The organism is Paenibacillus nitricinens (assembly GCF_052056485.1).
Classification (GTDB): domain Bacteria; phylum Bacillota; class Bacilli; order Paenibacillales; family Paenibacillaceae; genus Paenibacillus_AQ; species Paenibacillus_AQ nitricinens.
This window is the reverse complement of sequence record NZ_CP183948.1, coordinates 3,530,747-3,556,961: the sequence shown is the minus strand read 5'-3', so window position 1 is coordinate 3,556,961 and position 26,215 is coordinate 3,530,747. Positions and strand designations below refer to the sequence as shown.

General features: G+C 40.9%; 27 protein-coding genes and 1 pseudogene. 14 read left to right on the top strand and 14 right to left on the bottom strand.

The window, feature by feature from the left end; all coding sequences use genetic code 11:
• Positions 1 to 47: 47 nt before the first annotated feature.
• The 3 genes from ACN6KS_RS15635 to ACN6KS_RS15625 form a co-directional block, all read right to left on the bottom strand.
• Entirely contained in the window at positions 48 to 365 is a 318-nt protein-coding gene (locus ACN6KS_RS15635) for a DUF4190 domain-containing protein (RefSeq protein ID WP_280786296.1), read from the bottom strand.
• Positions 366 to 389: 24 nt separating this feature from the next.
• Entirely contained in the window at positions 390 to 1,031 is a 642-nt protein-coding gene (locus ACN6KS_RS15630) for a GNAT family N-acetyltransferase (protein ID WP_440959995.1), read from the bottom strand.
• A 68-nt stretch (positions 1,032 to 1,099) separates the two neighbouring features.
• The gene (locus ACN6KS_RS15625) at positions 1,100 to 1,963 is read right to left on the bottom strand and encodes an AraC family transcriptional regulator (RefSeq protein WP_341134877.1); all 864 of its coding nucleotides are present in this window, start codon (positions 1,961 to 1,963) and stop codon (positions 1,100 to 1,102) included.
• 254 nt (positions 1,964 to 2,217) lie between these two features.
• On the opposite strand from ACN6KS_RS15625, the gene ACN6KS_RS15620 reads away from it, so the two are divergent.
• The 12 genes from ACN6KS_RS15620 to ACN6KS_RS15565 all read left to right on the top strand — a co-directional run bounded on the left by ACN6KS_RS15620 (position 2,218) and on the right by ACN6KS_RS15565 (position 12,670).
• Complete coding sequence (locus ACN6KS_RS15620; protein WP_341134876.1) at positions 2,218 to 3,516, top strand: alpha-glucosidase/alpha-galactosidase; 1,299 nt, start codon at positions 2,218 to 2,220, stop codon at positions 3,514 to 3,516.
• A gap of 133 nt (positions 3,517 to 3,649) precedes the next feature.
• Entirely contained in the window at positions 3,650 to 4,327 is a 678-nt protein-coding gene (locus ACN6KS_RS15615) for a deacylase (protein ID WP_440962406.1), read from the top strand.
• A 161-nt stretch (positions 4,328 to 4,488) separates the two neighbouring features.
• Positions 4,489 to 4,869 carry a GntR family transcriptional regulator gene (locus tag ACN6KS_RS15610; protein ID WP_094869071.1) on the top strand — a complete coding sequence of 127 codons (381 nt, stop codon included), beginning with the start codon at positions 4,489 to 4,491 and terminating at the stop codon, positions 4,867 to 4,869.
• A complete protein-coding gene (locus ACN6KS_RS15605; RefSeq protein WP_440959994.1) occupies positions 4,866 to 5,735 on the top strand; it encodes an ABC transporter ATP-binding protein in 870 nt (289 codons plus the stop codon). The genes ACN6KS_RS15610 and ACN6KS_RS15605 overlap by 4 nt, the downstream gene beginning before the upstream one ends.
• Complete coding sequence (locus ACN6KS_RS15600) at positions 5,728 to 6,363, top strand: ABC-2 transporter permease (protein ID WP_440959993.1); 636 nt, start codon at positions 5,728 to 5,730, stop codon at positions 6,361 to 6,363. The genes ACN6KS_RS15605 and ACN6KS_RS15600 overlap by 8 nt, the downstream gene beginning before the upstream one ends.
• 17 nt (positions 6,364 to 6,380) lie before the next feature.
• A complete protein-coding gene (locus ACN6KS_RS15595) occupies positions 6,381 to 7,019 on the top strand; it encodes an ABC-2 transporter permease (RefSeq protein WP_341134874.1) in 639 nt (212 codons plus the stop codon).
• A gap of 83 nt (positions 7,020 to 7,102) precedes the next feature.
• A complete protein-coding gene (locus ACN6KS_RS15590) occupies positions 7,103 to 8,200 on the top strand; it encodes a sensor histidine kinase (RefSeq protein ID WP_094869067.1) in 1,098 nt (365 codons plus the stop codon).
• A gap of 146 nt (positions 8,201 to 8,346) precedes the next feature.
• Positions 8,347 to 8,763: a MarR family winged helix-turn-helix transcriptional regulator gene (locus tag ACN6KS_RS15585; RefSeq protein WP_256989724.1), complete on the top strand. Its 417-nt coding sequence runs from the start codon at positions 8,347 to 8,349 to the stop codon at positions 8,761 to 8,763.
• 62 nt (positions 8,764 to 8,825) lie between these two features.
• On the top strand, positions 8,826 to 9,050 hold the full coding sequence (locus tag ACN6KS_RS15580; RefSeq protein ID WP_042188496.1) for a DUF896 domain-containing protein: 225 nt from the start codon (positions 8,826 to 8,828) through the stop codon (positions 9,048 to 9,050).
• Between the two features lie 280 nt (positions 9,051 to 9,330).
• Positions 9,331 to 10,266 (top strand): alpha/beta fold hydrolase, encoded by a 936-nt coding sequence (locus ACN6KS_RS15575; protein WP_440959992.1) that lies wholly within the window; start codon positions 9,331 to 9,333, stop codon positions 10,264 to 10,266.
• Positions 10,267 to 10,411: 145 nt separating this feature from the next.
• Positions 10,412 to 12,289 carry an asparagine synthase (glutamine-hydrolyzing) gene (gene asnB, locus ACN6KS_RS15570; protein ID WP_440959991.1) on the top strand — a complete coding sequence of 626 codons (1,878 nt, stop codon included), beginning with the start codon at positions 10,412 to 10,414 and terminating at the stop codon, positions 12,287 to 12,289.
• 15 nt (positions 12,290 to 12,304) lie between these two features.
• Complete coding sequence (locus ACN6KS_RS15565) at positions 12,305 to 12,670, top strand: hypothetical protein (RefSeq protein WP_440959990.1); 366 nt, start codon at positions 12,305 to 12,307, stop codon at positions 12,668 to 12,670.
• A 955-nt stretch (positions 12,671 to 13,625) separates the two neighbouring features.
• On the opposite strand, the gene ACN6KS_RS15560 is transcribed toward ACN6KS_RS15565, so the two are convergent.
• The 5 genes and pseudogenes from ACN6KS_RS15560 to ACN6KS_RS15540 all read right to left on the bottom strand — a co-directional run bounded on the left by ACN6KS_RS15560 (position 13,626) and on the right by ACN6KS_RS15540 (position 17,241).
• The gene (locus tag ACN6KS_RS15560) at positions 13,626 to 14,456 is read right to left on the bottom strand and encodes a hypothetical protein (RefSeq protein ID WP_440959989.1); all 831 of its coding nucleotides are present in this window, start codon (positions 14,454 to 14,456) and stop codon (positions 13,626 to 13,628) included.
• Between the two features lie 467 nt (positions 14,457 to 14,923).
• Positions 14,924 to 15,097, bottom strand: a pseudogene (locus ACN6KS_RS15555) (S-layer homology domain-containing protein); the annotation flags it as partial.
• 12 nt (positions 15,098 to 15,109) lie between these two features.
• Positions 15,110 to 15,643: a hypothetical protein gene (locus tag ACN6KS_RS15550; RefSeq protein WP_094877884.1), complete on the bottom strand. Its 534-nt coding sequence runs from the start codon at positions 15,641 to 15,643 to the stop codon at positions 15,110 to 15,112.
• A gap of 784 nt (positions 15,644 to 16,427) precedes the next feature.
• Positions 16,428 to 16,898 carry an immunity protein YezG family protein gene (locus tag ACN6KS_RS15545; RefSeq protein ID WP_094877883.1) on the bottom strand — a complete coding sequence of 157 codons (471 nt, stop codon included), beginning with the start codon at positions 16,896 to 16,898 and terminating at the stop codon, positions 16,428 to 16,430.
• A gap of 1 nt (position 16,899) precedes the next feature.
• Positions 16,900 to 17,241 (bottom strand): DNA/RNA non-specific endonuclease, encoded by a 342-nt coding sequence (locus tag ACN6KS_RS15540; protein WP_440959988.1) that lies wholly within the window; start codon positions 17,239 to 17,241, stop codon positions 16,900 to 16,902.
• A 9-nt stretch (positions 17,242 to 17,250) separates the two neighbouring features.
• Between ACN6KS_RS15540 and ACN6KS_RS15535 the strand changes: the two genes are divergently transcribed.
• Entirely contained in the window at positions 17,251 to 17,583 is a 333-nt protein-coding gene (locus tag ACN6KS_RS15535; protein WP_280786285.1) for a hypothetical protein, read from the top strand.
• A 1,753-nt stretch (positions 17,584 to 19,336) separates the two neighbouring features.
• On the top strand, positions 19,337 to 20,053 hold the full coding sequence (locus ACN6KS_RS15530; protein ID WP_094877880.1) for a hypothetical protein: 717 nt from the start codon (positions 19,337 to 19,339) through the stop codon (positions 20,051 to 20,053).
• Between the two features lie 802 nt (positions 20,054 to 20,855).
• Here the strand turns inward: ACN6KS_RS15530 and ACN6KS_RS15525 are convergent.
• From ACN6KS_RS15525 to ACN6KS_RS15500, 6 genes are all read right to left on the bottom strand, one after another.
• A complete protein-coding gene (locus tag ACN6KS_RS15525; protein ID WP_440959987.1) occupies positions 20,856 to 21,566 on the bottom strand; it encodes a dihydropteridine reductase in 711 nt (236 codons plus the stop codon).
• A 171-nt stretch (positions 21,567 to 21,737) separates the two neighbouring features.
• A complete protein-coding gene (locus ACN6KS_RS15520; RefSeq protein ID WP_440959986.1) occupies positions 21,738 to 22,265 on the bottom strand; it encodes a redoxin domain-containing protein in 528 nt (175 codons plus the stop codon).
• The gene (locus ACN6KS_RS15515) at positions 22,262 to 22,981 is read right to left on the bottom strand and encodes an ABC transporter ATP-binding protein (RefSeq protein WP_280786281.1); all 720 of its coding nucleotides are present in this window, start codon (positions 22,979 to 22,981) and stop codon (positions 22,262 to 22,264) included. Before ACN6KS_RS15515 ends, ACN6KS_RS15520 begins: the two co-directional genes overlap by 4 nt.
• The gene (locus ACN6KS_RS15510) at positions 22,974 to 23,795 is read right to left on the bottom strand and encodes an ABC transporter permease (protein ID WP_440959985.1); all 822 of its coding nucleotides are present in this window, start codon (positions 23,793 to 23,795) and stop codon (positions 22,974 to 22,976) included. The genes ACN6KS_RS15515 and ACN6KS_RS15510 overlap by 8 nt, the downstream gene beginning before the upstream one ends.
• Positions 23,796 to 23,797: 2 nt before the next feature.
• Positions 23,798 to 24,355 carry a nitrous oxide reductase accessory protein NosL gene (locus tag ACN6KS_RS15505; protein WP_440959984.1) on the bottom strand — a complete coding sequence of 186 codons (558 nt, stop codon included), beginning with the start codon at positions 24,353 to 24,355 and terminating at the stop codon, positions 23,798 to 23,800.
• A complete protein-coding gene (locus ACN6KS_RS15500; protein ID WP_256990587.1) occupies positions 24,352 to 25,713 on the bottom strand; it encodes a right-handed parallel beta-helix repeat-containing protein in 1,362 nt (453 codons plus the stop codon). Before ACN6KS_RS15500 ends, ACN6KS_RS15505 begins: the two co-directional genes overlap by 4 nt.
• Positions 25,714 to 26,215 lie beyond the last annotated feature (502 nt).

The window sequence follows — 26,215 nt, the reverse complement described above, 5'->3', positions numbered from 1 at the left end:
TCTCTGCAGCCATTAGGGTGGCTATAGAGATCCTTTTCTTCTGTGGATCAGTAATGAGGGTAATTTGCTGCTGCATATATAAAAATAACGAAAAATAAAATGAATATGGCGTAAAGTAGAGTGCCGACAATCCCGCATACCAGACCCGCAATAGCTAAGCCTCTTCCTTGCTCATACCGAATCCGTATTTCTTTAAGGGATAGGGCAGACAGAATAACCGCTACAATCCCTAACAAAAATCCGATATAAGGAACAATTATGGAAAGTACTCCTAAAACGAAACCAGCAATTGATTTGCCATTCATCGGTGTTGGTGGGGGCGGGGGAGGATAATAGTTTTGATTCTCGTTCGGCACATAACTCATTCAAATCACCTCCTATCAAGCGTGTTATTGGATGTAGTTAATCCAGTGTTCAAGCTGTACACAAGGAATGAGTCCAATAGATTCAGCTAGTCTGATGGACGCTTGATTTGTTTCAAGCACATGATAGCGTGGAATAAACCCTCGTTCTAACGTTTCTTGTATGGCGGTTTGGACCACCTTTTTCGCATACCCGTTTCTTTGTGAGGATTCTAATGTATGTACAGCGCCGATTTCCCAGATGGTTTCTTCATTACGGAACGCTAGGCAGGTACTGACCGGATTGCCGTCTAGGAAAATTGACACGGAAAAAGCACCATTTTGAAAATAGCCTTCTATTTCATCTTTCGTGTAATGATTAGCGGCCCATAGCGGAATTAATCTGTCGTCAACCACATGACTGATAACAATTTCTTCGTCCTTCGGAAAGATTTGACCCTCAACTGTACTGTATGAGTAGAACCCCCGGACTTTCTCCATTGAAAATTGTGATGATAAGGCCTCTGTGTAGTTCACGTCTTGCAGTTTAAAAACAAATTTTGCTTGCGGAGGCAGCAATTGAAACAGAGCCGGAAATACATCTGGGCTGCTGTAATCCATAAATACGATGTAATCCGCTTGAGGATATACTCTATGATCATATCCGTAGGCTGAGGCAGGAAGAAGCAATAAAACACCCCATTGACTTCGTTTGTCACCTCGATTTTATCAAAAACCATGAAATAACCCATAAGCAATCATGTGCCTGATCGAAGATGGCTTCGATATTCACTGGGGGACATACCGCTCCACTTACGGAACTGCTTGGAGAAATATAACGCATCATTGAAACCGACCGAAGAGGATACCTGGTCGATGGTGAGCGTTCCTCCAAGCAGTTCCTTTGCTTTATCCATGCGAACCTTTAACAAATATTGCTTGGGTGACATTCCGATCTTTTGCTTAAAGGCCTTAGAGAGGTGAGCCCTATGATAACCAAGCGAGGATGCCATGTGGTCGATACTGATCTGTTGATGAAATTGGAGAGAGATCCAGCGGATCGCTTGATTGATCTGGCGGTCGATAACATCCGGTAAATGTGCGGAATTAGGGGTTAGCGAACCTATGTTCGCAAGGCCGAATTTGTGCACCAAAAGGCGCATCCACCCAGAAGCCTCCAAACTTTCCAACCTTGGATAAGCAGACTGCTGGAAGGAAAAACGAATATGTTCATACAAGTTATGTATCTCTAAAAGATTATCTAAGTGTATTAACGGCTTGTCCGGTGTAATCCCCACTTCTTTAAATAGCTGCTGAACGGCTTCTCCTTGCAAGGCTACCCATACATAAGTCCAAGGCTGTTCCATGTCTGCCTGATAGCTGAATAATGCCCCTGGGAATATAACAAAGGTATCTCCTGCACCACATACCTGAGAGTTACTTTCACTCTGAAACACTCCCTTACCATCCATTACGGTATGTATAAGGTAGTAATCGTGAACAGAAGGCCCCATCTTATGTCCTGGGACCGGTTTACCTTCTCCGCTGAACAATACAGTCAGGTCGATTTCATCTGGAGCAAGATTAAACCCTGCTGTGAAATGATAATGCTCTGAAGCCATTTGCTTCTGACCTCCTATACGTGATTTGAATTACATATAGATTATAGGACGTACCACATAAATGCAACAAACATCCATATATGAATTGTATTTATCCATACTCATTGAGATCGCTCTCATTTATAGTGAATAGTGAAGAGAGAGACGGATACCCTCTGATATTCAAGTGTTTATAAGGAAAATTTATGGATATTTTCTGTGTCGTTAACGATGTCGGGACCGTAGAGCTCACTATTTAAGGAGGAATATTTCACATGTCCAAAATTACATTTATCGGAGCGGGAAGTACTGTATTTGCAAAGAACGTTTTAGGAGATTGCATGAGAACTCCAGCCCTTCAAGGCTTTGAGCTTGCCCTATATGATATTGATCTTCAGCGCCTAAAAGATTCTGAGAATATGTTGAGTAATATAAAAGCAAGTAGTGGCAGTACTTGTATCGTGAAATCTTATACGGATCGCAAGGAAGCTTTACGTGGAGCTAAGTATGTGATTAATGCGATCCAGGTCGGGGGGTACGATCCTTGTACCATTACAGACTTTGAAATTCCGAAGAAATATGGCTTACGTCAGACGATTGCGGACACGGTTGGTATCGGTGGCATTTTCCGCAACTTACGTACGATTCCTGTCATGCTTGATTTTGCCGCCGAAGTGAGAGAGGTTTGTCCAGATGCACTCTTTATGAACTATACGAATCCAATGGCCGTATTGACGAATGTGATGAACACTTATGGTGGTGTGAAGACCGTAGGATTATGTCATAGCGTACAGCATTGTATTCCAGGCTTATTCGAGCATCTGGGAATGGATCAGACAGGTGTACAGGCTAAGATCGCCGGTATTAACCATATGGCTTGGCTACTCGAGGTTACGAAGGATGGAGAGGACTTATATCCGGAAATCAAACGCCGCGCTGCCGAGAAGCAGAAAGAACATCATGGGGATATGGTTCGTTATGAAATGATGCTTAAATTTGGTTACTATATTACGGAGTCTTCAGAACATAACGCAGAGTATCATCCTTATTTTATCAAACGTAATTATCCTGAACTCATAGAACGGTTTCAAATTCCACTCGACGAGTACCCCCGCCGCTGTGTAGAACAAATTGAACGGTGGCAGCAAATGCGTGAAGAATTAGTAAATAACAAAGAGCTTGTACATGAACGTTCGCATGAATATGCGTCCTACATTATGGAAGCCATCGAAACGAATGTACCTTTTAAAATAGGTGGTAATGTTATGAATACAGGTCTTATCACCAATCTTCCGAAAGAAGCATGTGTAGAAGTTCCGTGCCTTGTAGACCGCAGTGGCGTGACTCCAACCTTTGTGGGAGATCTGCCTCCGCAGTGTGCTGCACTGAATCGTACGAACATTAATACACAATTGTTAACAATTGAAGCAGCGATTACTCATAAGAGAGAGCATATTTATCACGCAGCTATGCTCGATCCGCACACTGCCGCCGAACTGTCGATGGATGACATTACGAATATGTGTGATGAGCTGATCACAGCCCATGGAGACTGGTTGCCCGCGTATAAATAATGCGGTCTAATCTTTCATTGTATAAACACAAAAAAAGCCTGAGAAATCAGGCTTTTTTTGCTTATCTGTCTAGGACAACTGGGGTCTTAAAGAATACACATATATGGACACCTAAATGCGGAGGTGAAGCATGATGATCGTTGAGAATTATACTTTAGCATCGTCTACAACCCATGCCACTCCTTATTACGTGATCAGAGGCGGGCTCCCAGGTCCTGTGTTTATGGTGGTGTCCGGCATACACGGGAATGAAACGGCAAGCATTCGTGCGGCGAAAAACATCGTGAATCACTTAAGACAAGGAGAATTAAATATTTACCGTGGTACGCTTATTATTGTGCCTCTCATGAATCAAAAAGCTTATCGCAAACGAATTCGGGGTGTGCCGGATTTGAACCGGACGTTTCCACGTACTCGGAATGGATCTGCCAAACATCCGTTATCCGTAGCCTTGCTTCAATTAATAAGACGTTATCGCCCCAGCTGGTACCTTGATCTCCATGAAGCGAACGGTTTGTCTCAAAGAAATCCTAAACGCCTTGGTCAGTCTATTATCATTAAGCCTGGGAGCCAAGGTACGGTTACGGCTAGGCGTATCATAAAAGACATTAACCGTACAATCGCAAATACTTCTTATCATTTTAATATCCGTTTACGAGAGCGCCCCGGGTCGTCACGTGCGGCCGTCTCCCGTATCATAGGAGCGAAGGCATTTACTGTGGAAACCTGCTGGAGTCTTGATCGTGACCTTCGTATTCGTTATCAGATAGACATTGTTAGTCGCTTTTTAAGAAGTGCTGGATTGATGTGATGATAATTAGATATGCTGTATGCCAAGCAAGCTGACCCTAAGTTCAATAGGAATCGGCTTGTTTTGTGTGGATTTAAAAGATCATTGACAACAATGGGTATAGTGTATATATTACATATATACATTGAATACACATAAACTAGGAGTGAGGGCACGCGTTCATGAACATATTGATATCCAACACTTCCGGTGAACCCATCTATGCACAGATTGTAAGTCAGATCCGCCAGATGATCCTACAAGGAGAGTTAGTTTCAGGTACGCCTTTACCTTCTATTCGACTGTTAGCCAAAGAGCTGCAGATTAGCGTAATTACAACAAAACGAGCTTACGAAGAACTGGAGAGAGAAGGCCTTATTAATTCCATTGTGGGAAAAGGTTCCTTTGTTTCTGGTGCAGATCAGGAGTTTATTCGTGAGCAACGGCTACGGATCATGGAGAACAAGATGAAGGAGATTATTGACGAGAGTAAGCTGTTGGGGATTGATTTTGCTGAGTTCAGTGAGATGTTGAAATTGCTGTATGAGGAGGAGACAGAATGAACGATGTCATTCAATTGAATCAAATATCTAAAAAATATGGCCATTTTAGCCTATGCGAACTTACGTTCGGTATTAAGGAAGGGTATATAACGGGGTTAATAGGACCCAATGGGGCAGGGAAAACAACTTTAATTAAAATGATGATGGGTATGGTACAACCCGACCAAGGAAGTATCGAGATTTTTGGCAAAGAAACATCCATAAAGAATGCAAAGTACAAAGATCGAATTGGGTATGTTTCCGATGAGAACTATTTTTACGATCCATTAACCATCGATCAGATGAGTAAGATGATTGCTCCCTTTTATAGCCAGTGGGATAAAGAGACTTATAGGAAATACATAGAGATGTTTAAGCTTTCCCCGCGGAAAAAGATTAAAGAGCTCTCCAAAGGAATGAAGATGAAGTATTCGCTCGCTATTGCCTTATCGCATGGTGCAGATCTGCTCATCATGGACGAACCTACTGCAGGTCTTGATCCCATATTCCGGAGAGAACTGCTTGATTTACTTAGTGAGCATATCCAGGATGAGAAGAAATCTATTCTTTTCTCCACGCATAACACGACTGATTTAGACCGGATAGCGGATTATATTGTTTTTGTGAATGAGGGGCGGTTAGTTTTTAATGAGATGAAAGAATCACTACCTAATAAATATATGCTGGTAAAAGGCAACAAGGAGCTGCTTGATCGGGATGTGCGAAAATGGTTCATCGGGCTTAGAGAGACGGAAGTTGGTTTCGAGGGTCTTCTGAACAAGCGCTCTGAGGGTGAACGATTCTTTAGAGATCATGCTATATGCGAGACACCTACTCTGGAAGAAATTATGTATTTTACGGTAAAGGGAAACGCTTTGTATGTTTAATCTCTTGCTGTTGATTCGGAAAGACATTATTCTCCTGCGGAATTTTATCCCTTTATTTCTCTTGAGTATTTTATTTGTTGCCTATGTGCAAAAGGATAGCTCCAGTATGTTTGCTGCCTTTCAATCCTTACTGTTGCTCGTATACTCCTGTTCAATGGATGCACAGAATAACAACACAAAGTTTGTTATAGGATTGCCAGTAAGTCGGCAAGAGATTGTCTTGGCTAAATACTTATCACTGATTCCTTATATTTTCATCGGTTTGGTTTGCTCATTAGTTTTGTTTCTAATTTCTTTTTCATTTGGCTATTCCATTAGTCCAGTGTATTGGTTAGGGGTATCTTTAACGTTACTTATGATTCCTTTGACTGCGTCTATTTATCTGCCGATTCATTATTGGCTTGGTTACAAAAACTTTTACTTCAATACCTTTTTTAATGTAGTTGTAACGATAACCACGATAAGTGCTGGAGCTTCACTCACCAATTCATCAGTTTTCTCAAAAATAACCCATTTAAAGCTGCAAGATCATCTGGTGCAGATAGGTTTGATAGGGATCGTTTATCTATTCATCTTGTACTTCTCATATAAGATTTCACTACGATTGTTCAGCAGGGAAGAGTTATAAGCTAAGGAGGACTTATAGTGTATCATTCATTTTATCTTATTCAAAAAGACTTCATTCTTCTGCGTAAATTTCTGATGCTGCTAATCCCTTTCTTTATTTTTATAGCTTACTCGAACTATCATAGCTTCAGTTTATTTACGGTGATGCCACCCATGCTGTTATTGATAAGCTCCTGTTCTATGGATACTCAGCAGATGACGCAACGGTTTCTCGTTAATCTCCCTGTACGGAGACAAGAGCTTGTCCGTGCCAAATACTTCTCAATCCTTCCATATGCGCTTGTTGGGCTGGCAGCAACTGCTTTTACCTATCTCCTGATTATTATGACAGGTAAAGAGGTAACCCCTTATTTTTGGCAAGAGGTTGGTATTGCGATATCTATTTTCCCACTCCTTGCTATGCTTTATTTACCGATTCATTACTGGTTAGGTGCTAAAGGAACGCAAGTGGTTAATCTCGTTTTTATGATGATTATAATGGTTGGTCCGAATGTGATCGGTAGTTTGCTTCAATGGTTTCCTGACCTAGAGAACTGGCAGAGCTATGGCGTGAAATCTAGCTTTATTCCTTATATCATAATAGGACTCGCTTACGTGTTTTTACTCAGCTGTTCTTATCTCATTTCATTGCGGATTTTTGAGAAAAAGGATCTGTGATTTTAATAATTTGAGATTTAGATTGAATTCATATACCATTATCACTACAAAGATAAATACTGTAGGGGAAGGGTATACATCCAATGCCTAAAATGATTTATAGTTTTCGTACAAAAATGATTATGCTGCTGATGGCCAGTATGCTAGTATCCGGTGGGATAACCTTTTTAATCTATAAGGCGCTCCAGCGATATTATCACTCTGAGGTGAAGTTTGAGAATCCACTTACCCAAGTTCGCTATGTAATAAGAGATATTGGAGATGTGAATACATTTTTAATTATCTTTATACCACTCGCCATTCTATTTTTCTTCTTATTCACTAAGCCGTATGCAAAATACTTCAAAGAAATATCAAAGGGGATTCATCAGCTAGCATCAGGTGATTTCTCTGAACGAGTAGATATACCTTCCAAAGATGAATTTGGGATCATTGGTCATGATCTAAATCTAGCCATAGAGAATATGCAAGAGGCCATTGAGCGGGGAGATATTGCCGAGAGCAGTAAAGATCAACTCGTGTTGAACCTGGCACATGATTTGCGTACACCCCTAACCTCGGTTATTGGCTATTTGGATTTTATTTTGAAAGACAATCAATTAACGCCTGAACAGACCAGGCATTACACGACGATTGCTTATACCAAATCTCAACGTTTAGAAAAATTGATCGATGAGCTGTTTGAAATTACAAGAATGAACTATGGCAAGCTTAAGCTTGAGAAATCCTCGATTGATCTCAGTGAGCTTCTTTTACAATTGAATGAAGAATTATATCCAGTCTTTGAGAAAAATGGTCTAATCTCCAGAATGGATATGACACAACCTCTGATGATATATGGCGACGGGGAATTGTTAGCACGTGTATTTGAGAACCTTCTTATGAATGCGGCCCGATACGGAAGCGATGGTCAATTTATTGATATTCACGGTTACTTGGATGCTAACGAGGTAGTCGTAGAAGTGATTAACTATGGGAATTGTATTGAGCCGGAAGAGTTGCCACGTATTTTTGATATGTTTTACACGGGTGATCGTGCACGAACACATCCAACTGGAAGTACGGGACTTGGCTTGTTTATTACTAAAAATATAGTAGAGCAGCATCATGGAACCGTATCTGCGCAAAGCAGTGTGGTGCGGACAATCTTTGAAGTGAGACTCCCGAGAAACAGTAATTGAAGACCATTTCTATATGATGAAGTACCAACCTAAAGAGGATTCGTTGGTGGATGATATCTAAAGATCGTCAACCTTTGAAATCCTCTTAAAAACATGATATAATTAGCTTGCTAATTAATTTGTAAGGTGGTCCGGAGGAACAAGCTGTGATTGAAGATGAGATAAGAGAACTACTGGACAGAATTTCTGCGGAAATGCGTAGAGATTATGCAGCATTGCTTAGAGAATTTAATCTTCATGTGGGCCAAGAACAGTTATTATGCCGGTTATGGAGATCAGATGGAATGACCCAGATCCAGTTAAGCGAAAGTCTGAATTGTGAGCCGCCAACGATTACGAACATGGTGAAATCACTTGAGAGTCATGGGTTTGTTGTTCGAAAAAGAGATCCTGAAGATGGCAGAGTAAGCCGAGTGTATCTTACTTCAGCCGGACGTAATCTTTGTGAACCTGTGGAACGTATATGGAATAAGCAACTGGATAAATTATTAACAGGAATTTTACCCGAAGAACGTTTATTATTAAGAAGGCTTATGAAACAGATGGCGGATAATTTATCTTGAATCTGGCATAGCTCAGCACATCCATTAGCAAGCTAACCAACACTTAGAAAAGAGGAACATAGATGATTACCAGTTTAACTCGTATTAATGAACTAGCCAGGAAAGAACGTGAAGAAGGCCTGACAAAAAGTGAATGGGTGGAGCAGATCGCTTTACGTGAAGATTACCTACGTGAAATTCGTGGACAAGTTCGTAACAGTCTGTCGGGAGTGACGATTGTAGATCCTGAGGGAAATGATGTTACGCCTGAAAAGATTCGGTTGTCGCGTAAAGAAACTTTGAACTAATTTATAGTTAATAAAATGGATGAGCACCTTTAGAATATCGTTGAATAGCCCTAAGGCTTAATCAGCGAATATCTAAAGGTGTTTTTTTATGATATCAATTGGACGAAAGTGGAATCATATTTATAAAAGTTATCTTAACGGAAGCTTAATTCTATTTCTTTAGTTGTGGTTGAGAATTAAGACTGAATTAATCTTGTGTTACACAGGATCTAAGACTGGATGGTTAGAATGAAATGGACAGAAGATAAGATATAAACATATGGGGAGCGGGAGATGACTGATGAAAAAAGCATTGTTCTTGTTACTTAAAGTAGTAGTAGTTATTATCGTACTAATCGTAGTATTTCTAGCCACTGTATTTACAGTTAATGTGGTCAGCAACAAATTAGAGAAAGGCAAAATTGAATCCTACGGCCAGCTAATACCTGTAGACGGAAAAAACATGAATATCATGATTCAAGGTCAAGGCGAAGAAACGGTAGTGTTACTACCAGGTTTCGGAACGGCAGCCCCAGGAATTGATTTTAAACCGCTAGTTGACGAGCTATCTCCATTCTACAAAGTGGTAGTAATTGAGCCATTTGGGTATGGGTTAAGTGATATCACTGAAAAAGAACGAACGGTCGATAATATAGTGAGTGAACTTCATGAAGCTTTACAACAATTAAAAATAGACCGTTATATTCTGATGGGGCATTCTATTTCTGGAATTTATGGTCTGGACTATGTGAACAAATACAAAAACGAAGTCAGTGCATTCGTGGGGATCGACAGCAGTGTACCGGCACAAGGAGCAGGCGAGGCGCTTCCAACTGCAGCCTTAAAATCACTTAAACAATCAGGATTCTTCAGATTGCTGGTTAAAATCGATCCTAACCAAATCCTCTCACCAAATGTGGATGATAAAACGAAAGAACAAAATAGAATGATTACGCTTAAAAACATGATGAACCCAAACATCATTAACGAAGCAGAGCATTTCCCTAGTAATTTTAAAGCTACCGAAACATTGAAGTTTCCTAAAGATCTTCCTGTACTTTTCTTCTTAGTGAAAGATACTACGGATGTTGAGGGCTGGGAAGCTTTACATGAAGATCAGATTAAAGATTCCTTACAGGGGAAGATGATTCTGCTTGAAGGCGATCATTATTTACACCATACCCGATCAAAAGAAATCGTCCAGAATTTCAGAAGCTTCATGAATGAAACCAAATAAGCATAAATGAGAAAGTGTCGAACGATTCGTTTAGTGAATCCTTCGGCGTTTTTTTATATGAATGATAAGCAACAAAAAATGACTGATCAACGCATTTGTGGGCACTCTAAACCTTAATCTTTATTATAGGAAGGACTAACATAGCATGTGCGGAATAGCAGGAATACTAAAATGTAATGGACACCCCCCGCAAGAAGAAACCTTAAAACAAATGACAGGTGCAATGAATCATCGAGGTCCTAATCATGAGGGAGTATGGCTTGATTCTCGCATTGGACTCGGTTTTCGGAGGTTGTCCATTATAGACCTACGTGATGGGAATCAGCCGATGACGAATGAAGATCAGTCCCTGTGGATTGTTTTTAATGGTGAGATCTATAATTATAAAACACTAAGAGATCAGCTAAAGCTAAAGGGACATCATTTTCAAACACAATCAGATACAGAGGTTATTTTGCATTTATTTGAGGAATACGGCAAGGACTGTGTTCATCATCTACGTGGAATGTTTAGTTTTGCGATTTGGGATCGTAAGGAACAAACGCTTTTTGCTGCTAGAGATCATTTTGGTATTAAGCCTTTTTATTATTACAAAGATGAGAATAATCTTTTATTTGCTTCAGAAATCAAAAGCATTCTTGCCGTGCAAGGAGTGCCTATAAAGCTTCAGTATCAAAGCTTATTTAGCTACTTAACTTTTCAGTATGTACCGCAACCCGATACCATGTTTGAACATATTCATAAATTAGGCCCTGCAGAGCGTATTTTTGTTAACCCGAATGGTGAAATGAAGATCGAGAAATATTGGGAACCCCATTTTCATCCGGTAAAACGATCCTTAGCAGACTATGCGGAAGAAATTCAATGGAAATTGAAAGAGTCTGTAAATCTTCATTTACAAAGTGATGTGAATAGAGGGTGTTTTTTGTCCAGTGGAATTGACTCCACAGCTATAGCTGCAATGATGAAAGCAGAAGAATCAACAAAGACTTTTTCGATTGGATTTGAAGGGGTGAACAATGAAACTATCATTGCAAATCAAACGGCAGCCAAACTGGGGACGGATCATTATTTTCACATTTTATCTACAGAAGACTTTTTTGAGAGTATACCGAAAACGGTATGGCATCTAGATGAGCCTGTCGCGGACCCTTCCGCTATTGCGCTCTATCATCTTAATCAGCTTGCCAAAGAGCATGTCACGGTTGTCCTATCGGGGGAAGGCGCTGATGAATTATTCGGAGGATACCGAATCTATAGAGAGCCGGATGCATTAAGACCCATTACATGGATGCCTAACTTCATAAAGGATACGTTACGAAAATCTTTAACCGTATATCCTTATCATTTTTATGGAAAAAATTATTTACTTCGGGGGCTGACACCTTTAGAGGAACGCTTTTTCGGTAATGCTAATATCTTTAACAAAAGCGGAAAGATGAACTTGCTTCACGAATCGGTACACGCTCAAAATAGCTTTTTACATCCGACCGATATCGTTAAGCCTTTTTATGATAAGACAGTGCACCTTGATCCAACGACAAGAATGCAGTTTATTGATATGAACTTTTGGTTACCTGGCGATATTTTGTCAAAAGCAGATAAGCTCTCTATGGCACATTCATTGGAATTAAGAGTCCCGTTTTTAGATAAAGAGGTTTTTGAAACGGCCAGTAAAATTCCAGTCGCCAATCGGATTGGCAAAAACACAACAAAACTTGCTTTGCGTAAAGCTATGGAAGGAATTGTTCCGGACGCAATTGTGAATCGCCCCAAATTAGGATTTCCCGTACCGATTCGTGATTGGCTTAAGACCCCGATTTCAGATATAATGTTTGAGCAAATACGCTATAGTGGTATTGAAGAAATATTCAATATGAATATCATCGAAGAAATGTTTATCCAGCATCGGAGTAATAAAGGTGATTATTCGCGTAGAATCTGGCTAATTTACATTTTTTCAGTGTGGTACACACTTTTTATGAAAGAAGATCTGAAGCAATTAAAGAGTGCTGTGCTGTAATGGGGGAGTGATCGCTTGAACATTGAGGAATATGCATGGAATAAACATGAGCAGCAAATAAAGGAAACTAACGGATTTACTTACAGTAGTCCTAAGATAAAGATTGTAGACAATAATGAATTAAGAAATCAACTTGAAGAGACACTTGAAAAATTACCACAGAAGTTCCTGGCCAAATGGGCTTTGAGCGTTGCTGTTGAACATCTGGATCAACATCTTATAAATGTCCCGCGCGTTCTAACTGGACATATGAGAGGACAAACTATGGTAAGCAGTGACTATGCCGTTGAAATGGTGAATTTATCCAATTGTTCTTTAGTGGCCGAGGCTGCCACTAAAGAACGGGAAAGACAATTAGGGGTAGCTGAAGAATTGTTTTAAAATTAAAGCTATAAGACCGAACATGTGTGAAGATACTGATATAAGTTGATTGATGGTAATAATTAGCTTTTTTATTTAAGAGGTACTTAAAGAACAACCAACAATAAACATATAAATATAACCACACAGAGTTAAATCCGAGATTCTGATAACTTTAAAGTTTAATACTCGTTAGTGACAAATTGATCTCTATAAAAAAGAAAAGATGAAGATAATGTTCATACAAGGGACGTTCATTTGAACGTTGTATCGATAACCATTAATGGACAGCTGATTAGCAGTATTTATAGATCAAATTGGCTTACTCCATTAATGTATATACTACTTCATCACAAAACCCGTATTTTGTACATATGTCTATGAGTTGGAAAACGCCCTGTTTGGTTCTTATTGTCTGTGTGTCCGGTGTGTCCGGTGTGGACAAGAACTTAGTCCCTTGTAGGACAAGAACTTAGTCCCTTTGCCGACAAAGCCCCTATTCTGGCCATAAAAAAACAACTCAACTGGAGCAGTTTTCAATAATCATGCTTCTTTATATAAGAACTTACGTAATTAATCAGTTCATAATTTTTTGGATAATCAATGGATATCCGTGCTGGTACATAGGATTTCATTTTTTAAATAGCTTTCTTTTTTCTTAAGCTATGATTGGGGCATTGATATTCAGTGATTCTTGTGTTGATTGTATTCTCATAATACATCTTAAAGTTTATACTTTCAGCGCTCTTACCTTTAACCTCTTGGTACTTAAAAGCCATTTTGAAGTTAGCTTTTGTGCTGATGTGAGAATTTATAAGAACTTTATCTTTAAGACATAATCTACATTCTTGAAGCATTCGTGCCCCAGCTCCCTGCCGGCATGCCTTAATGGTCTATATATTTGGCACAGGCCCCTCAAAAAAAATAACAGAACCCTTAACTTAAAGCACTTTAAGGGTTCTGTTTATTATTTTATTTATTTGACATATTTAATTGCATACTTGTCAAGAAGCATTTCGGATTTGTTCAATTGCTTAATTCCTTCTGCCCCCTTCTTTTCACCTGCATTGAATTTGGACCAATTTATTTTGGTCGTCTTCAAGCTGTCCCGCATTATAGTGAACCCTTCCAACTGGAGTTTTGCTCCTGCCAGATAGTAGGTATGTATTTCTTTCAACTCTACATTATTAGCTTTGAGGTTTTTCAACCCGGATACAAATTTAGTATAATTGGGCAATACAGTATTGTTTAAAGTAAGAAAGAGTGTTTTTCTTGTTGAATCGTTCAGGAGTCTATTTTGATTTAACGTAGTTATGGCTTTCTTTTCATAGCTTCCTAATGGCTGCAACTGCTCAATGTAATCTTCAAGATCCTGTAACATAATTTCTTCGTGTGTAGGTTCCTTTATAACTACCGGCTTAGTTGGTTCAGGAATGACTGTATAATCATCCACCACTTGAACATTGAATACATAAGGTTCAAACTTTTCTCCAATATTGACAGTTAAGGTAGCATTCCCTTTATTTATTGCATGAAGTTCAGAAACCCATTGCGTTTTTCGTACGACCTTGACAACATTCTCATCTGAAGAGATTGGAGTGAAGTCATGTTCCGTAACGTCTGCATCGGTCCAGTCAGTGATGGCTATTTCGTATGATTTCCACTCCCCAACTTTTATCTCAGCAGGTTTGGTCACTTTGACAATGTCGGTGATGTTCCGTGCAGCCGCATAAATACTGCCAACCCCGAATACAACCGATACTATAATTGCTAGCATTAGCGAATAAATCCAACTCTTTAGTTTCATATAGCCTTATCCCCGCTTAATTATTAATAGTAAAGCATCTACCAATTTTGCTAAGACATTTCAAGAATAGGTCGCAGGTAGCAAAAGCAGCATATTACTTTCCTCTTATATTATATAACTTAGCAGGAATAATTGTCCTATGTTTTTGGGTTTGCTTCCCGTTTCGGGGCACCCTCTTTAACTGATTCGTTCCATAAATGGAAAAGGGGCAATCATCTTAGTCCGGTTTCCGGCATTGTCATACTCATAAAAGGATTGGTTTTACGTCCGGGTCTATTCTGATCTACTCACACAAATAGCCGTCCGCCAGCAGATTCCTGGCGGACGGCTATTCAGCTTGTTATTTAATGCAATTATATACAATCTGTGCTGCCTCTTCCCGGGTGCGGCAGCCCTTGGGCTCAGCTCCTTACCAAGCCCGTGAGTATTCCCGCTTCTACAAACTGCTTCATTGCTGTCCGGGCATATCAGGCTACCGCACTGACATCTTTGAAGCTGTCGTAGCTCTGACCGTTGCTGCCATCCGGCAGCCGGTTCAACTGCTTCATGATATTATACAGAAAGTCAGCCCGCTTCACCTGGGCCTCAGGTGCAAACACATAGCTGCTTACCCCCTTTACCACCTCTCTCGCCGCCAAGTAGTCAACGGCACCTCAATACCAGTTGCCCGGTGCAACATCATTGAATTTGATTTCGTTATACCCTAAAGCATAATTTGAAAAATGGGAGGTCTGGAAGTTAACCTTTTCGGCTGCTGCATCGTAGCCCCCGTTAACCAACTGAAGGTTTCCTGTCTGATCGCTATAATACACCACAATGGCTTTTGACTTTTCATTTGCTTTTGGCGTATAAGGTACACTGATCTTAACTATTTCACCGTTGAATGCTGTAATTTCAGCATTTCCGGCTGTTACAGAGAAGTTTACAACCGGTCTGTCTCCAAGCTTGCTCCGGGCTTTGTCCGGCAAGCTTAATGAAGCAAGGATTGTGCTATCCTCTGCTGCATTTCCAATAGCAGCTACTGCGTTGGACGTAAAGGTAATAGCAGCAATGCCTGTATTCAGCTTCAGCTCTGCCCTGGCGGCTTCGGCTTGCTTGACCTTGCGGACCAGATCACTGATTACAGTGGAATCCAACTTGACGATGGCAGCTCCTGCTTCCTTGCCTGCCGTTGCTTGGATCTTCACACTATAAGTAGTGGTGCCGTCAGCAGCAGTCCAGAGGTCACGGCTGCCGGAGTGAGTGACGCTTCTTTGTCTGTGTAAGCATTGATCTGGAAATGTCGAATCGGTTCGCCTCGTCTGAGACAGCCAAGGTGTTTTTGGACACCTAGCCCCCTGCCATACGAGTAAAGAGTATTCAATTAAGCTTCACTAAGGAGAAAGTGTGCGGCTACCTCCCGCGAGGTCGGCAGCTCCAGCACTTGGCTGAACAACGCTTCCTTGTTTCCGAACGCGAGTATAGGCGAGCATTCGACTCCTGTGGCCTGCGTCAAGTCGGTGTAAGACATACATTAGATAATCATCAAATCGGCAATAGTAACATGTTGTTGTCCAATTTCGGAAAAGGGACTATGTTCTTGTCCACCTACAACAAGAACATAGTCCCTTGTAGGACAAGAACTTGGTTCCTTTGCCGAATCCCCCCTTCTAATGCAAAAAAACAACCGGTTAATCACGGTTGTTTACAGTCGTTAAATAGTGTTCTTACAGCAATTTGGTTGGAGTTTAGTCATGTTTTTTTACAAAGGAATCTACATAATCCTTTAAGGCCTTGTTTCTTAGTGCATACTGAAGAGGCAGAATAAATGAGAAACTCTCAGAAGAGTGGTTGTTTAGCAGCATTGTATTCGGATCCCTAATTCGGTCTCTGTGAGGATGTGCACGGTCTTAGTGTTTACATAAATCTTATAAAAATAACGAAAGGTGCCCCAAACAACCATATAATGGCTTTCGGGACACCGCAAGAGAATTAATCAATCTTTTGTTTTAGATATTCATCTAAGTACGATTGGTGAAATGCATCTGTAGGAAGTAATCCTAGAACTTTATATTTCCAGATCGTTCGTTGTTTAGAAGGATTGAAAACAACCTCATCATAATTATAATCGATATTAAACTTACCTGAAGAATCCAAATACATCGTCAGATTTGTCCAAGCTTGATCAAGTGTGCTTCTAGAACCCTCATTTAATTCAACGAAATATTCTTGTAACTCCCTACATAACCGATCATATATAAGTTCATCTACTCCATAAACTTTAGGGATACTATGACTATAAATTAGCTCCTTTTTTGTAGTTGATTCGAAGTAAAAATAGATAATTCTTGAACCAGGTAATATTTCTGCGTAAAGATAAATCTTACTCCACTCATCAGGGATTATTCCTATTAGCTTATTTCCGATAAGTTGATATAGTTCTTCCGTTTTTTTCACTGACATGTTAACCTCCAACTTGATTTAATATAGTTACAATTTCAGGTTCGCCATTGTTAATAGTGTATTTCACATTAAAAGAAGATGGTCTTTGTGACACTCCAGAATATACTGGTTCTATCTTAACATTTACACTTTTGTGATTTTGAAGCGCGTTTCTCCACACTTCCTCCATTTGATACCATTTCCCGCCAGATCCATTAATTTGAGCGTTCATAGCAACCAAATTATCTAAATCTCCAGATCCATTAAATGAAGATGCTATTAAATGTCCACCAACATCTGGATTTTGTAAGTCTCTAATGCGATCTTGATTTGTATTATATTTCCAAAAGATCGTTCGTGTCATTAAGAGAAAATGTCGAATATTAAGTGTTTGAACACATTCGTTGCCAAATGTAATATTTTAGCCATAATTGCTATGATACTGTTACATCGAAAAGAGAAGCTGCCGAGTAATGTGGTTAGCCATTCACCTCCTCTCTTTCAGGAGGAAGTATTTTACCGGGATGGCCAACTATTCTTTGGGATTGTAAATGGTGTGTTTGCTGCGCTTCCGATTTTTGTAATGAAGTATAAGCTAAGTCCGGATAATTATATCGTCTATTCCTCGATGATTACCTTTTTTCTTGGCATCGGCTTACTGCTGGGCAGCATTCTCGGTCCTCGTCTCATCGGACGCGCCCTATAAATTTCTTATTTAATTAGACATTTATCAAATCGGCAATAGTACCATGTTCTTGTCCATTTTCGGCAATGGGATCAAGTTCTTGTCCTGAGCAAAGGACAAGAACTTGATCCCATAAAACAGAAAACCCGCGCTGGACGCGAGCTCATATGGGACTATGTTGTTGTCCTCTTACATGTGTCCTGTGTGGACAAGAACTTAGTCCCATTGCCGCCCCCCTATTCTGGCCATACCCTAATGAGTTGTTTTTTGAATAAATGCTTCTTTATAAAGGAACTCACGTAATTAAGTAGTTCATAATTTTTTGAATAATCCGTACAACAGGCCCATTTGGAGAACTAACTTCGGTCGGGCCTGTTCTTCATCAGCTGCTGGTAGACGATGAACAATCTATATCTATTGGACCTGCTTCACCGGCGAACTGAGTGGCCAACTGCACAACGGATTCTACAGCTCGTGCACCTTGTCTTATAGATGCACCAAGGCTGGGCTGCTATCCTTCCCCAAAGACAATTTGTCTTAGGGAGTTATGAGTACGCGCTTCGTATCCATGTAGCGATCGCTGAGCTTGACCGTCTTCAAATTTAACCCCCAATGAATTACTTACGTCTTCAATCAAGCCCTAACTCCGAGGAAGACCGGCACCGTCTAGGTATTCCAAAAAGGGAGTCCTGAACACCCAAATGGAAACAATTTCCACTCCTCGCACTGTGCTTTCCATTAGAAGAGTTCGTCGCAATTCCTTTCTACACCATTTATAGAGACTCAACGGCTTCGTACTCTGTTTATGCTTGATGCCATGCATCAGTTCCTTGAATTAACAGCAGCCGAACCCCGACTTTATCCTTTTCTATTTGAGCCAAAAACGGTTCTTATGCTGGAGGAGAGCAGCTCCTCTGCTAAGAAATTTTCCATTGTGAAACATCAAAAAAAACGCTACGCTATACCGATTTCAAAAAAAAATCGCTTCAAATTTATGGAACACTTCCAACTTAGTTGGGAAAAAGCGATGCGAAAAGAATATTAAGACTTACCGGTACGCCCGACCGGGATGGCGGCAGCCGTCGTCGTATGAAACGTCTGGTAACGACCACCAAGTCCCCGCGGTTAGCCGATGATAAAAAAAAGGACCATCTGGCCGGCCCCTTTGGCGGCGGTCGCCACCCACCGCCCTTCCCTGTTACCTCGCACCGGCTACGCCCGACTTTCTTCCGTTACTCCCGGTACGTGCTACCCTGGTGGCTGCAGCAACCGGATGGGAATTCACCGATGCTGCGACTACCGCCGTCGTCCGGAACGTCTGATACCGCAGCCGCTCAGGCCAAAGAGGTAGGTCGACCCTTTCCCCGGCTGCGGCCGGCGAGCAGCCACCGACTCCCATCGCACCATCTGGTTTCCCTTTGCCGATTCCCCCACTTTTTCCGGCATTTAAAATCCACCCATATAAATGACTTGATCAATAACCATGTTTTCTTACAAAATTAACGAGATGGGTCACTGACTTCGGTCGTTCCACCCACCTATGTGTCCGAAGCAACCAGGTATGCTGTGCACAGCAGCTGGCCACGCCGCCGGCACCGATTTACGCAGCTCACGGTAATTGTAGATTTCCCCGTTAAAAATAGTGATACTTCGCCCGGCTCATTTGTGCATCGGCTGCGAACCTTGAATCCATACGGTTTATTTAGGAAGGGTGTCACTTCAACTCATCCATGAATAGGCTGTTGTAATAAATTGAATAATGGAGGTATCCCAGATGACCTTTGGGAACGAATATCCAAACAGCCAGGCTAATCCATCCGTACACCCTTACTTTACCCGTTACGATCCTTTCCCTTACTCTCATTACTACCATCTCTTCCGTTCAGAAAGCAGTCTGGCAGATCAACCCTCAGACAGCGAAAACACCAAAAAAGAACTTTTAAAAGGTTATATGAACGAAAATGTATGCAGCGGTCAGGGGATTAAGCTAAATACCGGAGGAGAAGTAGGCGGTAAACACGGCATTGGCTTAAATGCTGGCGGGAATTTAGCCTTAGGTAGCATGGGTATGTATGCGGGCGGCCATATGGGCACTCCTTCATATGGAATCCATGCGCAAGGCAATACTCATCTGGACAGCAGCCAGGGTCTAGGGCTCAATGCCGAAGCCCAGGCCTTCGGCAAGTACGGGATTGCGGCTCAGGCAAAAACCCAAATAGGTGGCGGTCAAGAGGCAGGTTTTCATACGGGGGCGCAGGTCGGAGGAGAGTACGGTATGAGTGCTGATACAGAAGGACACTTGGGGTTCACTCAAGGCGCGGGACTGCAAACCCATTTGCAGCTTGGTGGCGAAAATGGTCTCGGCGCCCAGGCCAAGGCACAACTCGGCGGCGGTCAAGGAGCAGGCTTAGGAGTTGCCGGACAGGTAGGCAAATATAATGGAAAGTTAGGATTTAATATTGGCGGCAAGGACAAAGAAACCAAGGAGTAAAAGTTGCCCCAACGTTAAGTATTTAACCTTTCATTAGATATTCATTTAATCGTCAATGCGACTATATACTTGTCCTTGAGGAAATAGTTAATTAATTCCAATCTTATTTGATGAATATCAAATCGGTAATAGGGCCATGTTCCTGTCCATTAACGACTAAGGGATCAAGTTCTTGTCTGGAGTAAAGGACAAGAACTTGATCCCTTAAATACAAAAACCGCTCGGGGCTCGGGTTCTTATAGGACTATGTTCTTGTCTCCTGACAGTAATAGTTAGTTCGTAACTTCATCCAGCTCCTTCTACAGTCTATATGTCGGTCTTTACATCCATATACAGCTATTGCGTGGCATAAAAAAACTGTGGTTTTACATCTTATGATTATTTCATTAATCAACTTAAATAAAGTTCTTCTCTCTACGATTTTTCGAATGTCTGTTTATTTAAAATAAGAACCGCGACTACATATGGTAATTCGGTTCATCGTGAAATGTGTTGCGTACTATTTACTGTTGTCTTTTACTGTGATTGCAAAGTTAATTTTCATGGGAGTTTAACAGTCTGCCGATCCCGAACAAAACGGCTAAGGATGCGAGTTTTTATCCTCTGACAGTAATAACAAGTAATCGGAAATTTATCTTTACTAAAAAAACTGACCTTCATTAAGAAAGGTCAGTACTGAGTTATTAATTTATTCTTTTTATTAATATCATTGAATGTGTAAGTTGAATCAATTGAAGTTGTAATATTCCCATTTCCAATAAGACTATTTTCATAGTCATCTGATCGAAACACTTACTTAAAATTACAAATCAAATGATAAAAACTCAGGTAGTTGTTGTTCACGCTTGTCGAGCATAATCTGATCCGGCTTGATGCCCTGCTCACGCAGTACTTCAATGTTCTGAACGAGAAATTCGTCACTACCGACAACATAGAAAAGTCCATCCTTGTCTGTAGCAAGATTTTCCACTTCTTCATAGTAGTCTTTACGATTATCGACGAACTGTGATGTGAACTTCTTGTCAGGAATGGATTCGAAAATATTAGTGAATAAGAAATTTTTTGATGAATCTATGTTCAGGGAATGAATTTGATTGACATTGTCAGCACGTTCGAAATAATCAAGAACAAGAGGTCTGAAAGTTGCCAGTCCGACACCTGATGACAGCAGGTAAACATTTTTGTCTTCTCTTTTAAGCGGTAGATTCGAATGAGTTTTGAATATTGCAACTTCATTGCCGACTTTAAGAGTTCTTAAAATCGTTTTAAACTCAGAGCACTGCTCTCTGATTCGTGTTGTGATACCGATTGATTTTTCGTGTGGTAAAGTAGAGATTGACATATGGCGAATCAGGCCACGATTTGGTTTATCTCCGGCATTAAAACCTTCCAGTGCGAAGTGGGTGTGGGAACCTTCTTCCCATGTAAAGTCTTTCGGACAGTCTAGCAGGTACGTTTTAACTTCAGGTGTTTCTTCAATAATCTTATTTATTTTAGTCCAATAGATTTGCATTATATATCCTCCATACTCAATTATATGTATCGTTCTTAATATACAACAAGTGATAATAATTCTCAATCAAAAGGATCGATAACTCGATGATTTGATTCTTTGCAAAGCTACTATTGATGTCATTAAAAGATGGCTTCAACAGCCATCTTTTATAACTTTGGAGCAACCTCTTCATTTTCTGTTTTTCGCATCCTCCAGCCATTGCTGCAGCAACGTGTAATCTTCGATTTCGCCCAGCCTAATCTTTGCAATCTCTCCATCTTCATTAATAATGAAGGTTGAAGGAAGCGCAGTAATTCCAAAGGCGATAGAGATTTTTCCGGTAACATCAATAGTGACAGGAAACGAAAACTGGTGTTCTTTCAGATATTCTGATACCGTCCCTTTAGATTCTCCAACATTAATAAACAACGTTTCAACCTGATCCCCCGAAGACATGTGAATATCATTCAGCAGAGGCATTTCCTGCATGCAAGGCTTGCACCATGAGGCCCAGAAATTAAGCAGCACTCTTTTCCCCTTGTAATCCTTCAAGGTAATTTTTTCGCCGGTAAGTGTAGTAGCTTCAAAGTCAGGAGCGGCAGCCCTCACTTGAATCCTTTCAGATGGAACCTTGTTTTCATTATCTATAAATGCCCATACGACGGCCCAAATAGCCCCGACAACGACTAGCAAGGCAATGATTCGGTTTATCCTCATCTCAGACCCAGACTATGATTAAAGGCTGCGTATAAAGAACCGAATTCTGATTGAAAACCTTCAGTCGGACCTGAACCAACACATTTTCCATGGTTGAGAAAAACAATTTGATCGGCTACCTTATCTGCTATTTCCAGTTGATGAGTTGAGAACACCACCGTATATCCTTCTGCCTTTATGCCTTGTAGCAGATTAACGAATTCATTCATCCAGAAAGGGTCGAGACCGTTGGTAGGCTCATCCATAATCAACAATGGCGGTTTGGCTATCAACGCTTGACCGAACAAGATACGCTGACGCATTCCTTTGGAGAAAGTGTTTACCAGAAGATTACGTTTGTCCTCTAGTCCTACTAAGACGAGTATTTCTTCGACTCTTGCTTTCCGTTTAGGAACTTTACGAAGCGCTGCCCAAAAAGTTAGAATCTCTGCAGCAGACAGACCATGTGTAAACTGATAATCATCAGGCATATATCCGATCTGCGTCGAGAATTGTTTGCGTGAATCACTCCAGCGAAGACCATTTACGGAAATTTCACCTGCTGTTGGCTGAAGAATACCTGCAATCATCCGCAGAACTGTGCTTTTTCCTGCCCCGTTTCCGCCACATAGCGCTAATATACTTCCACGAGGAATTTGAAAACTGATTTCCTCTACTAATGTTTTCTTTTTTATAATCTTAGAGATTCCCTTCACATTTACAAATAAATTATCCACGGGAACGCCCCCTTTCCCAAATCCAATAAACGAATAGAATCGAGGTTAGTATCCAAATCAGGCATACTCCCACAAACAACAAAGTACCGTTAGATCCTCTAATCCACTCTACCCACTGGTAGTACTCAGGTCCCAGTACTGAGCCTCCACCTAGCTTTATCACAACGAATAAACGTACTAGCTCCGCAGGATTCAGAATGGTGAGTGCCACGAGCAGAGGCTTTATCCAGAGATAAGGTAGTAAACCTAAACCAGCTATCAGAAAAGTCGGCCAGCCAATGACGAAGAAGAACCATACTGCGACGGACACTGTCAGGGCTTGCCAGCGGTTACCGGACAATGAACCAATCAATAAAGCAATCGTCAAGAATAATATAACCAGACCGGCTGAAAAAGCCAGAAAAAGAAAGTACGTACTGGAATCGAAGGCCATGCCCATCAATCCAGACATCATCCCCATCAACCCATAACCAAAAGCCACAATGATGAGCAGCACAGAGGCCAGTCCCATATACTTGCCCAGAATAAAAGAGAACGTTCCAATTGGGTAAGTAGACAGCAGTTGCCAGCTACCCTCCTCCTTTTCCGAAGTTAAAGAGAAGGAACCTAAAAACAAGGTCATTAGAGGCAAAAGATAAAGAATAAGACTTAACATGGAACCCGTGACAGCTGTATACCCTTCGACCACATTTTGTGAATTAATTAGCAAAAGGCCTAAACTAAATGTACAGAATAGGCCCAAAAAAGAATAAGCCCAAGGATTGCGAAATCCCATTTTAATTTCTCTACGGGCCACTTGCAGCATGTCAGCCATAATTACATGCCCGTCTCTTGGTCATTATGCACACCATCCTGATCCTCAGACATATGGTCGTCCATATGACCTTCTTCACCATGCATATCCATATTCATATTATCCGTATTTTGTTTCCATTCATGGGATGCCAAATCTCCGGCAGTCAGTACTGTACCTACCCCTTGCTCCTTTACAAAATCTTCAGCAGCAGTGCTATCCTTAAAGCTAATTACACCATAGGCCATAGGTGTACGCAGAGACTCATCATAGACATAGCTCGCTTTGCTAAATTCAATCCACTCTTTGTCGTTGTAATCCCTGACATAGTCCATTCCAATGTCCTTGGTCCCGTTCTTTTCCTTCCATTCGTTCATACAACCAATATCATCAAACTTATAATTTTTACCATCTTTGGTCGTCAATTGAGTGGCATAAGCATCATCCTTAACCTGCATGTTGCAAATCACACAAATATCTACCGCTTCATTTATAGCCAAAGGTTTGTACTTCTTGACTCCACAAGCTGACAAGACTAACAAACTCAGGACCAATATTAAACCTACATTCCATTTTTTCATAATCGTAATACCCCCAAGTATATTATTAAAATCACTGAAAAAAACATAAGCAGCCAACCTACTATCATTACTGATCCTTGGCCTCCGCTTGTCTGCCCTTCAGCGGCCGCACCTATCTCCAATTGCATTAGCGGAGTCGAGTCAGTAGACCACTGTGCTTTACCGTCTGTATACATATCGCTTAAAAATGTCATGCCTGGTGATTGGAAAAAAATCTGATAAGCAGCAGTTTTGGAGATTAATTGCTGGTAAAAGGGATTAATTGCATAAGAAAGATCGCTCACGCCATCCCCAGTAAGATCAAGACCCTCGAATGAATCCCAAAAATTACCGTTCATCTCATTATTCCTGCTTCCTGTCGCTTGTGCCTCAATGACATTAGCAACAAAACCATTGCGTTGAAAACGATTACCTTCTGCTTCTTCAAACTGAATTCCAATATAGTTCCGGAGCACAAGGTTATTCTGGAGGTTGTTGTCTGAAGACTGCTGCATATAGATCCCCACACGATTTCCTTCCACCACGTTGTTCACAATTTTTGAGGTATGCACATCATATAGCAAAATCCCTTGGGAATGGACATTCTGTCTCTGCTTGCGAAAAGAATTGCCTGAAACCAGAACATCTTTCACTCCCATTATCATTGCTCCCGTCACATTGTATTCCCCAATGTTGTTGGTGACCGAAGAGCCATTGATATACATACAATGAACACCATAGCGTAAATACGAAAGCTTGTTCTGGTCAACTACCGTATTGCGACTGTTCTCCAGATAGATGCCATCCCGCAAGTAAGAGATTTCATTCTCACTTATGTTTGTTCCGTGAGAGTTATATAGGTCAATCCCATTGCCCCTTGTTCCCGGAGCAGTCCCTTTTGGAATAAACCAGCGGATTTTATTATTTGCAATAATGCCACCGTCAGCCTCACGTAATACAATTCCAAATCCCGCAGTATGGATCGTCAAATTCCTCAATATAAACCTATCTGCTTCCACCTGAACCGCTGCCGCATCCTCGTCGTTGTCTTGTTGAATATTCAGATTTTCCAACTGTACGCCTTCAGAGAGAATAAGGACAGCAATCTTAGCGTCTGGAGAAGAGTTTACTAATGTTGCTCTTCCCTCTCCACTGATGGTCAGCCTTTTGTCAATGCGAACCGGTCCCAGGTAAGTTCCCGGAGCGAGGGAAATTGAATCTCCGCTGCGAGCCGCATCAATAATCGGCTGCAGTGGAATCGCTTCCGGATTCGTATTAGTTGCATTACAATAGGTTGGTGTGATAAAGAAGAGAGTAGCTAATATCGTGACCAGAATTCTCAGAATGCCTGAATGATAGTTTCTCTTGGCTATAACCACTGCCCCCTTTTTTTACGATCCTTGGATACCTCCGAAGCTTGCATCAGTTTCATCATAAATGGTTCATACCGATTCAGCCTCCCGTTTCTCTGCGAAGCAGTTGAAGAAGTGCACGAAAAAGTTGTTTTACCTGCGCTATTTTCGCCTAGAATTGCTACTGACTCACCTAATAATGAATGAAAGCTTAATTCCTTCAAAATATTGGATTGATTGTACCCCCCACTATATCGCGAGATTTCTATTGCTAGAGACGTTTTGTGCACACTAGTTTCAGTATCGTGAGCGCTCCTCTATGAATACGCTTTAAGTGTAAATAAAAGGAAGATAACTGCCTATAGCTCAATGTAGCTATACTCGTCAAAAAGATGTGTCTTTTTTATGATTTATGTCATATCTCTTTGTAAAGTATCTGACAATCGATTTCAAAAAAACGGTATATGTGATTTATCGAAATGAGTTACTTAAAAATAGTAGCTTGAATGCTATAAATCCTCGAAATTGC

What these genes read in the sequence shown, in the direction of transcription:
- ACN6KS_RS15635 (WP_280786296.1), bottom strand. Translation starts at nt 365, where the DNA reads ATGAGTTATGTGCCGAACGAGAATCAAAACTATTATCCTCCCCCGCCC.
- ACN6KS_RS15625 (WP_341134877.1), bottom strand. Translation starts at nt 1,963, where the DNA reads ATGGCTTCAGAGCATTATCATTTCACAGCAGGGTTTAATCTTGCTCCA.
- ACN6KS_RS15620 (WP_341134876.1), top strand. Translation starts at nt 2,218, where the DNA reads ATGTCCAAAATTACATTTATCGGAGCGGGAAGTACTGTATTTGCAAAG.
- ACN6KS_RS15615 (WP_440962406.1), top strand. Translation starts at nt 3,650, where the DNA reads ATGATCGTTGAGAATTATACTTTAGCATCGTCTACAACCCATGCCACT.
- ACN6KS_RS15610 (WP_094869071.1), top strand. Translation starts at nt 4,489, where the DNA reads ATGAACATATTGATATCCAACACTTCCGGTGAACCCATCTATGCACAG.
- ACN6KS_RS15605 (WP_440959994.1), top strand. Translation starts at nt 4,866, where the DNA reads ATGAACGATGTCATTCAATTGAATCAAATATCTAAAAAATATGGCCAT.
- ACN6KS_RS15600 (WP_440959993.1), top strand. Translation starts at nt 5,728, where the DNA reads ATGTTTAATCTCTTGCTGTTGATTCGGAAAGACATTATTCTCCTGCGG.
- ACN6KS_RS15590 (WP_094869067.1), top strand. Translation starts at nt 7,103, where the DNA reads ATGCCTAAAATGATTTATAGTTTTCGTACAAAAATGATTATGCTGCTG.
- ACN6KS_RS15580 (WP_042188496.1), top strand. Translation starts at nt 8,826, where the DNA reads ATGATTACCAGTTTAACTCGTATTAATGAACTAGCCAGGAAAGAACGT.
- ACN6KS_RS15575 (WP_440959992.1), top strand. Translation starts at nt 9,331, where the DNA reads ATGAAAAAAGCATTGTTCTTGTTACTTAAAGTAGTAGTAGTTATTATC.
- asnB (WP_440959991.1), top strand. Translation starts at nt 10,412, where the DNA reads ATGTGCGGAATAGCAGGAATACTAAAATGTAATGGACACCCCCCGCAA.
- ACN6KS_RS15560 (WP_440959989.1), bottom strand. Translation starts at nt 14,456, where the DNA reads ATGAAACTAAAGAGTTGGATTTATTCGCTAATGCTAGCAATTATAGTA.
- ACN6KS_RS15545 (WP_094877883.1), bottom strand. Translation starts at nt 16,898, where the DNA reads ATGTCAGTGAAAAAAACGGAAGAACTATATCAACTTATCGGAAATAAG.
- ACN6KS_RS15540 (WP_440959988.1), bottom strand. Translation starts at nt 17,241, where the DNA reads ATGACACGAACGATCTTTTGGAAATATAATACAAATCAAGATCGCATT.
- ACN6KS_RS15535 (WP_280786285.1), top strand. Translation starts at nt 17,251, where the DNA reads ATGTCGAATATTAAGTGTTTGAACACATTCGTTGCCAAATGTAATATT.
- ACN6KS_RS15530 (WP_094877880.1), top strand. Translation starts at nt 19,337, where the DNA reads ATGACCTTTGGGAACGAATATCCAAACAGCCAGGCTAATCCATCCGTA.
- ACN6KS_RS15525 (WP_440959987.1), bottom strand. Translation starts at nt 21,566, where the DNA reads ATGCAAATCTATTGGACTAAAATAAATAAGATTATTGAAGAAACACCT.
- ACN6KS_RS15520 (WP_440959986.1), bottom strand. Translation starts at nt 22,265, where the DNA reads ATGAGGATAAACCGAATCATTGCCTTGCTAGTCGTTGTCGGGGCTATT.
- ACN6KS_RS15510 (WP_440959985.1), bottom strand. Translation starts at nt 23,795, where the DNA reads ATGGCTGACATGCTGCAAGTGGCCCGTAGAGAAATTAAAATGGGATTT.
- ACN6KS_RS15505 (WP_440959984.1), bottom strand. Translation starts at nt 24,355, where the DNA reads ATGAAAAAATGGAATGTAGGTTTAATATTGGTCCTGAGTTTGTTAGTC.